This window comes from Streptomyces sp. NPDC005423, assembly GCF_040606415.1.
GTDB lineage: Bacteria > Actinomycetota > Actinomycetes > Streptomycetales > Streptomycetaceae > Streptomyces.
Genome location: NZ_JBEXET010000003.1, coordinates 333,173 through 344,660, shown reverse-complemented (window position 1 = coordinate 344,660; position 11,488 = coordinate 333,173). Strand labels below are relative to the sequence as shown.

Below are 11,488 nucleotides of genomic sequence, written 5' to 3'. Positions count from 1 at the left end.
GGGTGCGCCGCGCCGCCTCGGTGGACCCCGCCCGGATCTGCGCGCCGAGCAGCCGCACCAACAGCCCGGTCGCGGAATCGGGTCGGGCGTCGCTCCGGCCCACCCCCTCCGGCCCCCGACGACGGCGCCCCGTCCGGAAAGTCACGCCCCCATGTTCCGCTTTCTTGTCCGTCGAGTCCTCGGCGCGATGGTCATCCTGCTGATCATCAGTGCCGTCACCTTCTGGCTGTTCTACGCCGTGCCGCGTGACCCCGCCATGATGTCCTGCGGCAAGAACTGCACGCCGGACATGCTCCAGCAGATCCGGCACAACCTGGGCATCGACCACCCCATCCCGGTGCAGTACTGGTACTGGCTCAAGGGCATCTTCGTCGGGCGCGAGTACACCGGCTTCGGGCACTGCAACGCCCCCTGCCTCGGCTACTCCTTCGCCAACAACGAGCCGATCCTCGGCACCATCCTGGACCGGCTGCCGCTGACCCTCTCCCTCGCCTTCGGCTCGGCCGTCGTCTTCCTGGTCTTCGGCATCGGCGCCGGCATGATCGCCGCCGTCAAGCAGGGCAAGTGGCAGGACAAGGTGGCGAGTTCGACCTCGCTGGTCGCCTCCTCGCTGCAGATCTACTTCATCGGCTACATCGCGATGTACTTCCTCGTCTCCAAGCTCGGCTGGCTCGACAACCCCTCGTACACGCCCATCACGCAGGACCCGGCGTCGTGGGCCTCCGGACTGCTGCTGCCGTGGCTGGTGCTGGCCCTGATCTGGACGGCCAACTACACCCGTATGACGCGCTCCCAGCTGGTCGAGACGCTCAGCGAGGACTACGTGCGCACCGCCAAGGCCAAGGGCATGTCGGCCCGCAACGTCTTCTTCCGCTTCGCCTGGCGCGGCGCGATGGGTCCGATCGTCACCATCTTCGGCATCGACCTGGCCACCCTCATCGGCGGCGCGATGATCACCGAGTACACCTTCAGCCTCCAGGGCGTCGGCCGGCTCGCGGTGGACTCCGTGGCCAAGAGCGATCTGCCTATGCTGCTGGGTGTGACCCTGCTGGCGGCCGGCGCGATCGTGTTCTTCAACATCATCGTCGACGCCGTCTACGCCCTCATCGACCCGCGGATCCGGCTCGCCTGACCTCCGCCCGCAGCCCCTACCCCCCGCATCACCCCCCAGGAGCGTCCCCGTGACGAGCACCGATCAGCAGCCCTTCCTCTCCGTCCGGGATCTGAAGGTCCATTTCTCCACCGAGGACGGCATCGTCAAGGCCGTCGACGGGCTCTCGTTCGACGTCATCAAGGGCCAGACGCTCGGCATCGTGGGTGAGTCGGGTTCCGGCAAGTCCGTCACCAACCTGACGATCCTCGGGCTGCACGACCGCGCCCGTACCGCGATCGAGGGCGAGATCCTGCTCGACGGCAAGGAGCTGCTCAGCGCCTCCGAGAAGGAGCTGGAGCGGCTCCGCGGCAACAAGATGTCGATGATCTTCCAGGACGCGCTGGCCTCGCTGTCGCCGTACCACACCATCGGCACGCAGATCGGCGAGGTCTACCGCAAGCACACCGGCGCCTCCAAGAAGGAGGCCCGGGCGCGGGCGATCGAGATGCTCAAGCGGGTCGGCATCCCGCAGCCGGAGGTCCGGGTGGACGACTACCCGCACCTGTTCTCCGGCGGTATGCGCCAGCGCGCGATGATCGCGATGGCGCTGGTCTGCGACCCCGAGCTGCTGATCGCCGACGAGCCGACCACCGCGCTCGACGTGACGGTCCAGGCACAGATCATGGACCTGCTCAAGGACCTCCAGCAGGAGTTCGGCACCGCCATCGTCTTCATCACCCACGACCTCGGTGTCATCGCCGACATCGCGGACGACGTACTGGTCATGTACGGCGGCCGGTGCGTGGAGCGCGGCACCAAGCAGGAGGTGCTGCGGGCGCCGCAGCACCCGTACACGGTGGGCCTGCTCAGCTCCATGCCGAGCCTCGACGGCCCGGTGGACGTGCCGTTGCTGCCGATCCCGGGTACGCCGCCCTCGCTGCTCAACCCGCCGACCGGCTGCCGCTTCCACCCGCGGTGCCTCTTCGCCGACAAGGTCCCGAACGGACTGTGCGCCACCGAGCAGCCCGCGCTCCAGGTGGTGGACGGCCGGGGATCCGCCTGCCACCTCACCGACGGACAGCGCCGGGAGTACTTCGCCGACCTCACCGCAGTCCGGCACAACTGACGTACGAGAAACGGGACTTCACCATCATGAGCAACACCAACCCCCTCCTGGACGTCAGCGGGCTGACCAAACACTTCCCGATCAAGGGCGGCTTCCCGATCCGCCGCACGGTCGGTGCCGTGCAGGCGGTCGACGGTCTCGACTTCCAGGTCGCCGAGGGCGAGAGCCTCGGTCTGGTCGGCGAGTCCGGCTGCGGCAAGTCGACGACCGGCCGGCTGATCACCCGGCTCCTGGAGCCGACCGGCGGCAAGGTGACCTACCGCGGCCAGGACATCACCCACGCCGGCCGCAGGGAACTGGCGCCGATCCGGTCCGAGATCCAGATGATCTTCCAGGACCCGTACGCGTCGCTGAACCCGCGGCAGACGGTCGGCAAGATCGTGGCCGGCCCGATGGAGATCAACGACATCAACCCGGCCGGCGGCCGGGAGGGACGGGTCCGCGAACTCCTGGAGATCGTGGGCCTCAACCCCGAGCACTACAACCGCTTCCCGCACGAGTTCTCCGGCGGCCAGCGTCAACGTATCGGCGTGGCACGGGCGTTGGCCCTGGAGCCGAAGCTCATCGTCGCGGACGAACCGGTCTCGGCCCTCGACGTCTCCATCCAGGCGCAGGTGGTCAACCTGCTCCAGAAGGTGCAGCGGGAACTCGGCATCGCCTTCGTCTTCATCGCCCACGACCTGGCGATCGTGCGCCACTTCTCGCAGCGGGTCGCGGTCATGTACCTCGGCAAGATCGTCGAGATCGCCGACCGCGACGATCTCTACGGCAACCCGCGCCACCCGTACACCCGGGCCCTGCTCTCCGCGGTGCCCGAGGCCACGGTGGACGAGACCCCCGCCCGTGACCGCATCCGGCTCGTGGGCGATGTGCCCTCGCCGATCAACCCGCCCTCCGGCTGCCGCTTCCGCACCCGCTGCTGGAAGGCGACGGAGAAGTGCGCCACGGAGGCCCCGCCGCTGGTCGAGGCCGCGGGCAACAAGCCGGGCCACCTGACCGCGTGCCACTACCCCGAGACGGTGGAGAGCCTGCCGGCTCCCCGGCTCGCCAAGGACCCCGAGGCGGCGGCCTGACACACCCCTTTTCGTCAGCCGCCCCCTTGCGGAACGGACTTTCGCCGGCCCATTGACCCGAGCCCATGAACGTCCGCTCCAGGGGACGAAGGCCCGCGCCCTCCCAGGCGCGGGCCTTCGCCGTATGCCGGCGGGCCGGGGTCAGCCCGCCTCCCCGCGCTCCACGCAGAACTCGTTCCCCTCGGGATCCGCCAGGACGACCCAGCCGCCGCCGTCCGGCCGGGTGTGGTCGGCCACCGGGCGGGCGCCCAGGGAGAGGGCGCGCTCGACCTCCTGGGCGCGGGTGCGGCCCTGCGGCCGGAGGTCGAAGTGGATACGGTTCTTCGCCGACTTGGGCTCGGGTACGCGGACGAAGAGCAGGGTGGGTCCGCCGGCCGGGTCGGCGATGACCGCCTCCGGGTCGCCGGGCTTGTCGTCGTCGGCCAGCGGCCTGCCGAGCAACTCGCTCCAGAACAGGCCGAGATCGTAGGGGTCGCCGGTGCAGTCGAAGGTCAGGGTGCGCAGGGTGAGCGTGCTCAAGGGGCCTCTTTCGCCACGGGGTCGGGAGTCTCGCCAGCAGCCTTGCGAAGCGCGGTGGGCTTGTCGAACGGTTATGGAGTGCGGAGTGGGGAGTACGTAGTTCGGAGTACGGCAAGAACCGTGCTGGTCCGCCGGGCCGGTCCGACCCGGTGTGTCAGACTGCCGCGGTGGTAGACCGTTCGTTCGCGGATCCCTCGCTCGCCGCGCTGTACGACACCCTCAACCCGTGGGGACCGGGGGACGACTTCTGTCTGGGCCTCGTCAGGTCGGCCGGGGCGGTGCTCGACATCGGCTGCGGAACCGGGCAGTTGCTCGGGCGGGCCCGACGGGACGGGCACCGGGGCCGGCTGATGGGGCTCGACCCGGCCGCCGCGATGCTGGTGGTGGCGCGCCGGCGGGAGCCCGGCGTCGAGTGGGTGCTCGGCGATCTGCGGACCAGGGTCTGGCAGGGCGAGTTCGACCTCGCCGTGATGACCGGGCACGCCTTCCAGGTCCTGCTCGACGACGAGGAGGTGCGCGTCGCGCTCCGGGCCGTACGGGACGCGCTCGCACCCGGCGGGCGGTTCGTCTTCGAGACACGGAACCCCGCGGCACGGCCCTGGGAGAGCTGGACGCCGGACCGGGTGCGGGAGATCCCCGACGGCCACGGCGGGACCGTCCGCGTATGGCACCAGGTCGAGTCGGCGCCCGCCTCCGGGGACCGGGTGACGTTCACCGAGACCTTCGAGGGGCCGCGCTGGGAACGGCCGCGGGTCGACCGGACCACCCTGCGCTTCCTCGACGCCGACACGCTGGCCCGCTTCCTCACCGAAGCCGGATTCGTCGTCGCGGAGCAGTACGGCGACTGGGGGCGGGGGCCGCTCACCCCCGCCGCCCCGGAGATCATCACCGTGGCCCGCCCGGTCTAGGGGCGCCCTACTCCTTGTCGCCCGGCTCCTTCTCCAGCGCCAGCAGCGCGGGGTCCAGCACGATGTCCGCGTCCCGGGCCGCGATCGTCGCCTCCTCCGGGAAGTGACAGGCGGTCAGGTGGCCGTCGTGGTTGCCGGAGATCTGGACCAGCGGCGGCTCCTCGGCCGCGCACTTGTCCTGCGCCTTCCAGCAGCGGGTGCGGAAGCGGCAGCCGGAAGGCGGGGAGATCGGGGAGGGGACGTCACCGGCGAGCCGGATGCGCTGGCGGCCGACCGCGTTCTCGTCGCCGAGGTTCACCTCGGGCACCGCGGAGAGCAGGGCATGGGTGTACGGGTGCCGGGGGCGGGTGTAGATGGAGTCCCGGTCGCCCACCTCGATGATCTTGCCGAGGTACATGACGGCCACGCGGTGCGAGAAGTGCCGTACGACGGCGAGGTCGTGGGCGATGAACAGGAACGCGATGCCGAGTTCCTTCTGCACCTTCTGGAGCAGGTTGACCACCTGCGCCTGGATGGAGACGTCGAGGGCCGAGACCGGTTCGTCCGCGACGATGAGCTTCGGCTCCAGGGCCAACGCCCTTGCCACGCCGATACGTTGACGCTGGCCGCCGGAGAACTCGTGCGGGAAGCGGTTGTAGTGCTCGGGGTTGAGGCCCACGATCTCCAGGAGTTCGCGGACCCGTCCCTCCCGGCCGCCGGCCGGGTTGATGCCGTTGATCTCCATCGGCCCCGAGATGATCTTGCCGACCGTCTGGCGGGGATTGAGCGAGGAGTAGGGGTCCTGGAAGATCATCTGGATCTCGGACCGGATCGGCGCCAGTTCCCTGCGGCCGGCGTGGGTGATGTCCTTGCCGCGGTAGGAGATCGTGCCCGCCGTCGGCTCCATCAGCCGGGTGATCAGCCGGCCGGTCGTCGACTTGCCGCAGCCGGACTCGCCGACCAGGCCGAAGCTCTCGCCGACGCGCACGGTCAGGTCGATGCCGTCGACGGCCTGGACCGCGCCGACCGTCCGGCGGATCGGGAAGCCGCCCTTGACCGGGAAGTGCTTGGTGAGTCCCTCGACGACGAGCAGCGGCTCCCCGGAGGGTCCGGAGGGTTCGGCGGCCGCGTCACGCGGTGCCGGGAGGACGAGGTCCTCTGTCATGACGTCTCCTCCAAGGGAGTGTCGGGCGGACAAGCCCTAGCCGAGGCGGGGTTTGATCTCTTCCAGGAAGATGGTCTGTTTCTGCTCCGCCGTCAGGTGGCAGGCGGCTGCCCGATCGGGGGCCAGCGGGGGCCGTTCGGTGACGCAGCGGGTGCCGGCGACCCGGTCCTGGAAGGTGCAGCGGGGGTGGAAGCGGCATCCCGACGGCGGGGTGAGCAGCGACGGCGGGGCGCCCGGGATGGGGGCCAGCGGGGCGTCCAGGTCGGAGTCGAGGCGCGGCATCGAGTTCAACAGGCCCCAGGTGTAAGGGTGCTGGGGCCGGCGCAGCACGTCGTTCGTCGTGCCGCGCTCCACCGCGCCGCCCGCGTACATCACCATGATGTCGTCGGCCATGTCCGCGATCACGCCCAGGTCGTGCGTGATGAAGACGATGCCGGAGCCGAACTCCTGCTGGAGGTCCTTGAGCAGGTCGAGGATCTGCGCCTGGACGGTGACGTCGAGCGCGGTGGTCGGCTCGTCGGCGATCAGCAGGTCGGGATCGCAGACCAGCGCCATGGCGATCATCGCGCGCTGGCGCATACCGCCGGAGAACTGGTGCGGGTAGTCCTTGGCCCGCTCCTTGGGGTGGGGGATGCCGACCTTGCCCAGCATCTCCACCGCGCGGTCCCAGGCGGCCTTCTTCGAGGCACCCGTGTGCTTCATGAACGGCTCGGCGATCTGCCGGCCCACCGTGTAGTACGGGGAGAGCGCGGTCAGCGGGTCCTGGAAGATCATGGCGACCTTGTTGCCGCGCAGCTTCTCCAGCTCGGACTCGCGGGCCGTGGTCAACTCCTGCCCGTCGAGCAGGATCTCGCCCTCCACGGTGGCGAACATCGGGTTGTGCAGCCCGAGGATCGTCAGGTTGGTGACGGACTTCCCGGAGCCCGACTCCCCTACGATGCCCAGCGTCTTGCCGCGCTCGACGTCGAAGGAGAGTCCGTCGACGGCCCGGACGATGCCGTCCTCGGTCTTGAAGCTGACGTGGAGGTCCCGCACCGAGAGCAGGGCGCCCGCACCGGCCGGCGAGGGGGCCCCGGCTTCCGTGGTCAGAGTGGTCACGAGTGCTCCTAGGCCAGCCGTACGCGCGGATCGATGAAGGCGTAGCAGGCGTCGACGACGATGTTGAACAGCAGGATCATGGTGGCGGAGAAGAGCATCACGCCCAGCAGCAGCGGCAGGTCGCTGAAGAAGACGGACTGTACGGCGAGTTGGCCGAGGCCCGGCAGGCCGAACGTGTACTCGGTGATGATCGCGCCGCCGAGCAGCGACCCGAGGTCGATGCCGAAGATGGTGACGATGGGGATGAGCGATCCGCGCCAGGCGTAGCGGAAGAAGACGTACTTGCGGGACATGCCCTTGGCGCGGGCGGTCCTGACGTGTTCCTCCTGGAGCTGTTCGATCATCGCGGAGCGCGCCATACGCGTGTACTGCGCGGCGAAGATCGTGGACAGCACCACCCAGGGGATGATCAGCCCGGTGAACCAACTGACCGGGTTGGACGTGAAGTTGTTGTAGGCGGGCTTGTCGAAGAGATGGGTCTGGTAGACGAGCAGCGCCAGCGCGAGCGGGCCCAGGAAGTAGATCTGCATCGAACCGAGCACCATCGCCCCGGCCGTCGCCGTCTTGTCGATCAGCGTGCCGCGCTTCCAGGCGGCGATGAGACCCGTGCCGAGGCCGATCAGCAGGAAGAAGAACGCGCCGCCGAGGGTGAGCGAGATGGTGGTGGGCAGCCGGTCCGTCAGGGTCGACCAGACGAGGTCGTTGGTGTGGTACGAGTAGCCGAAGCACGGTGCGGGGCACGGCCCTTGGGCGAATCCGTTGCTGCCCATCACAAGGTTCTTCAGGAAGATCCCGTACTGGGTGCTGATCGGCTTGTCGAGGCCGAGCACGTGGTGGATGTTGGCGAGGGCGCCCGGGTTGCACGCCTTGCCGCACATCAACAGCCCGGGGTCACGCGGCATCCCGAAGAACAGCAGGAACGTGACGATGCTCAGCAGGAAGAGAATGACGATCGCGCCAAGAGTCCGGCGGACGAGGAAGCGCAGCATGGCAGGGGCAGCTCTCTGACGTCAGCGGGCCGGGCGGTACCCGGTGCGCCGCCGAGGGTGGGGCGGGCGCACCGGGTACCGGACCGACGACGGTTACTTGATGAACAGGCGACGCGGGTCGACGCCGCCGATCACGTCGTCGTAGACGAGGCCGCCGACCTTGGAGCCGGCGATCTGGACCTGCTTGTAGTACGCGGTCGGGACGACGTTGACGACGTCCTTCACCAGGTACTCGTCGAGCTTCTCCCAGGCGGCCGAGGCCTTGACCGGGTCGGTGATCTTGTTGATGCGGTCGATCTCGCTGTTGACGTGCGCGTCGTTGACCTGCGAGTAGTTCTGCGCACCGTCGGCGATGGCGCGTCCGTCGTACAGCGGCGGGAGCACCGTCGAGGCGGACGGCCAGTCGGCACCCCACGCGGTGTGGAAGATGTCGTAGTTGTTGTTCAGCTTGCCGACCTGGTCGTAGTACGTCTCGGCCGGGATCTCCTGGCGCTGGACGTTGAAGCCGGCCTTCTTCAGGCCGGCCGCCATGGCGGTGGAGTACTGCTGTCCTTCGGGGGTGTTGATGTAGCCGAAGGTCAGCTTCATGTTGAGCTTGCCGGCCTTCTTCAGCAGCGCCTTGGCCTTGGCCGGGTCACCTGCGGAGTTCTTCTTCTTGCCCCACGGGTCGAACGCGGCGTCGTAGCCGGAGACGGTCGGGCTGATCAGTCCGCCGGCGGCCTCCATCGCGTCGGTTCCGCCGTAGGCGCGGATGAACGGCGTGATCGGCAGGGCGTAGGCGATGGCCTCGCGGACCGTCTTGTCCTTGAGCGCGGGGTGGCTCATGTTGATGTTCATCTGTCCCACGTACGGCTGGTAGCCGGAGATCGTGCGGGACTTCAGCTTCGGGTCCTTGAGGACGCTGGACAGGTTGCCCGCGTCGACCTGGTTGTTGAAGCTGATGCCGGTCTGGTCCGCGCCGCTGTCCGCGAGGAGGGCCTTGGTGGACGCCTCGTACTGCTGGTTGAACGTGAAGTTGAACTGGTTCACGTACTGGTGGCGGATCGGGTCCGTCTTCGCGTCCCAGTTGGTGTTCTTGACCAGCACCATCGACTTGCCGGACTTGAACGACTGGATCTTGTACGGGCCGGTCGTCACCGGGCTCTTGTCGTACTTCTCCTTGGTGTCGCCCTTGGCGGAGACCACCGCGTAGCCCGCCATGGCCAGCGCGTACGGCAGGTCGGGGTGGGCCGTCTTGAAGTGGAAGACGATGGTCTTGTCGTCAGGCGTGTCGAGGATGCTGCTCGGCAGGTGCTTGCCCTTGTAGGGGCCGTCCGGCAGCAGCTTGCGGTATTCGGCACCGGGAGCGTCGGCGAGCCACTGCTGGATGTACGGCGGGCCCTGGTTGATGAACGACGCGAACTGCCGCTCGAAGGTCTGGCGGAAGTCCTTGGACGTGATCGCCGTACCGTCCGCGAACTTGATGCCGTCCTTGAGGGTGTACTTCCAGGTCTTGCCGCCGTCCGTGGTGGTACCGGAGTCGGTGGCGAGGTCACCGACGACCTCGTGGCCCTGGCCCGTGTCGGTGGTCGCCTTGTAGCCGGTCAGGCCTCTGAAGAGCAGGTTCGCGAGCGAGCCCTCGTCGGACACGTAGATCTGCGCCGGGTCGAGGTGGGCGTAGCTGTCCCGCTGGAGCACCTCCATGGTGCCGCCGTCCTTGGCGCCCGGTACGGCCGCGGCCGGTCCGGTGGAGTCCGCGACGTTGCCGAATTTGATCGACTTCTGCTGGCGTGCCGCGTTCTCCTTGTCCTGCTTGTTGTTGTCTTTCGCGTCGCTGCCGCCCTTGCTGCAACCGGTGAGCACGAGAGCTCCGGCCGCGAGCACTGACAGTGCGGCGTATGCGTGACGTCCGCCCCTACTCATCACTGAAGTTTCCACCCATCTGTGTGCCACCAGTGCATAAAGGAAGTGCTGAGGTATCCGGGCGAGGACGCCCACAACCCGTCGGTCAGCGAGCCGTCTTGGGATCGAAGGCGTCCCTGACCGAGTCCCCCAGGAGGTTGAATGCCACGATGAAGACGATCATCGAGACGCCCGGGAAGAACATGTAGGTGATGTCGTTCGACATCACGAGTTCCGTGGACGCCTTGGAGAACATCTGTCCCCAGTCCGGCGTCGGTTCGACGATGCCCACGCCCAGGTAGGACAGACCGGCCTCGGCGGTCACGAACCCGGGGAGCATGTACGTCGACTGCACGAGGATCGGGGTGACCACGTTGGGCAGGATCTCCTTGCGGATGATCCGCCAGGGCGTGGCGCCGCTGACCCGGGCCGCTTCGATGAACTCCCGTTCGCGCAGGGCGAGTGAGGTGCCGCGCAGGATCCGGGCCAGGCTCATCCAGCCCAGCACCCACTGGACCGCGATGAGAGCCACCACCCGTACGTAGGTGGGGGTTTCGTCGCGCGGGCTCACGAAGAGGGAGACCACGACCGGCATGCTCGCGATGAAGAAGAGCTGGGCGGGGAAGGCGAGCAGGAAGTCGATGACGCGGCTGATGAAGTAGTCCGGCTTGCCGCCGAGGTAGCCGGCCGCGACACCGAGCAGGATGCCGGTGAGCACGGTGGCCAGGGTGACGGCGACGGAGATCATCAGCGAGGTGCGGATGCCGTAGAGCAGTTTGGTGAACACGTCGTAGCCGTTGCCCGGTTCGAGGCCGAACCAGAAGTCGCCGCTGATCCCGCCGTTGGGCTGGAGCGGCACGCCGGCGCTGTCGAAGAGGTCGGGCCGTTCGTCCGCGTAGACCGTGAACGGGTCCTTGCCGTACAGCTTGGAGATCAGCGGCGCGCAGAGTCCGACCAGGAAGAAGAAGCCCACGACGTAGGCCGAGATCACGCCGGTGCGGTCCCGCTTGAAGCGGATCCACATCAGCTGGCCGGGGGACCGGCCCACCAGTTTCTGGACCTCGGGTTGCGTCTGCGGCCCTGGTTCGCCGTCGACGACGACCGATGTCCCGCCGTCCTCAATGTCGATAGGACTTGTCACTGTTCGCCCATTTCACAGATGTGGGTGTGCCGAACGGGCGATCAGCGCGGGGTGTGCGCGATCACCGATCGGAGCTAGGAGATTCGCCTGTGCGTCCGGGACCGAGGGAAAACCCTGCACTCGGACGCGCGTAGCCGTACGGCGGCACTGAGCCGCCGGCCGGCTTCTTCAGAGCCAACTTCCGTATGGGCGGGCGAGGTTGCGACTGGACGGCGTGTCCCATCTGGCGTTCGTGACACCACGCATGGGGCTCCTCCTCATGACTCCACGTGTTCACCAACAGGAGGGGGCTCATGTCCTTCCTTCGCCACCCCTGACGAAGGGTCGGACACCCCCTGGTGCTCGTGAGTCGGCGCTGTCCCCACAGCGAGACCCATTGACCCGAGCGCTACGCGGCTAACTATCTGCCATGAGTCAGAGACCGACCACTGTCTTTAAATCTCAATTCAGTCACAGCTGACGCGTACATCTTCCAAAATCTGGACAAACTGTTCGCCCCGAGAAGGCCACGAAACG

General features: G+C 67.9%; 10 protein-coding genes. 4 read left to right on the top strand and 6 right to left on the bottom strand.

What is annotated here, in order from left to right; all coding sequences use genetic code 11:
• Positions 1-151: 151 nt before the first annotated feature.
• From ABZT12_RS07845 to ABZT12_RS07835, 3 genes are read left to right on the top strand one after another with little or no spacing between them, the layout of a single operon-like run.
• Positions 152-1,132 carry an ABC transporter permease gene (locus ABZT12_RS07845; protein WP_356378998.1) on the top strand — a complete coding sequence of 327 codons (981 nt, stop codon included), beginning with the start codon at positions 152-154 and terminating at the stop codon, positions 1,130-1,132.
• Positions 1,133-1,181: 49 nt separating this feature from the next.
• A complete protein-coding gene (locus tag ABZT12_RS07840; protein WP_356378995.1) occupies positions 1,182-2,219 on the top strand; it encodes an ABC transporter ATP-binding protein in 1,038 nt (345 codons plus the stop codon).
• 26 nt (positions 2,220-2,245) lie between these two features.
• Positions 2,246-3,292 carry a dipeptide ABC transporter ATP-binding protein gene (locus tag ABZT12_RS07835; RefSeq protein ID WP_356378992.1) on the top strand — a complete coding sequence of 349 codons (1,047 nt, stop codon included), beginning with the start codon at positions 2,246-2,248 and terminating at the stop codon, positions 3,290-3,292.
• Between the two features lie 141 nt (positions 3,293-3,433).
• Here ABZT12_RS07835 and ABZT12_RS07830 read toward each other — a convergent pair whose 3' ends face one another.
• Complete coding sequence (locus tag ABZT12_RS07830; RefSeq protein WP_356378990.1) at positions 3,434-3,811, bottom strand: VOC family protein; 378 nt, start codon at positions 3,809-3,811, stop codon at positions 3,434-3,436.
• Positions 3,812-3,978: 167 nt separating this feature from the next.
• Between ABZT12_RS07830 and ABZT12_RS07825 the strand changes: the two genes are divergently transcribed.
• Positions 3,979-4,719, top strand: a complete 741-nt coding sequence (locus ABZT12_RS07825; protein ID WP_356378982.1) for a methyltransferase domain-containing protein — start codon at positions 3,979-3,981, stop codon at positions 4,717-4,719.
• 7 nt (positions 4,720-4,726) lie between these two features.
• Here the strand turns inward: ABZT12_RS07825 and ABZT12_RS07820 are convergent, their stop codons facing one another.
• The 5 genes from ABZT12_RS07820 to ABZT12_RS07800 form a co-directional block, all read right to left on the bottom strand.
• Positions 4,727-5,863, bottom strand: coding sequence for a dipeptide ABC transporter ATP-binding protein (locus tag ABZT12_RS07820; RefSeq protein ID WP_356378979.1), 1,137 nt, complete (start codon positions 5,861-5,863; stop codon positions 4,727-4,729).
• A 36-nt stretch (positions 5,864-5,899) separates the two neighbouring features.
• Complete coding sequence (locus tag ABZT12_RS07815) at positions 5,900-6,961, bottom strand: ABC transporter ATP-binding protein (RefSeq protein ID WP_356378976.1); 1,062 nt, start codon at positions 6,959-6,961, stop codon at positions 5,900-5,902.
• 8 nt (positions 6,962-6,969) lie between these two features.
• On the bottom strand, positions 6,970-7,950 hold the full coding sequence (locus tag ABZT12_RS07810; protein WP_356378973.1) for an ABC transporter permease: 981 nt from the start codon (positions 7,948-7,950) through the stop codon (positions 6,970-6,972).
• Between the two features lie 93 nt (positions 7,951-8,043).
• Positions 8,044-9,852 (bottom strand): ABC transporter substrate-binding protein, encoded by a 1,809-nt coding sequence (locus ABZT12_RS07805; RefSeq protein WP_356378970.1) that lies wholly within the window; start codon positions 9,850-9,852, stop codon positions 8,044-8,046.
• Positions 9,853-9,937: 85 nt separating this feature from the next.
• The gene (locus tag ABZT12_RS07800) at positions 9,938-10,972 is read right to left on the bottom strand and encodes an ABC transporter permease (protein WP_356378967.1); all 1,035 of its coding nucleotides are present in this window, start codon (positions 10,970-10,972) and stop codon (positions 9,938-9,940) included.
• Positions 10,973-11,488: the final 516 nt, after the last annotated feature.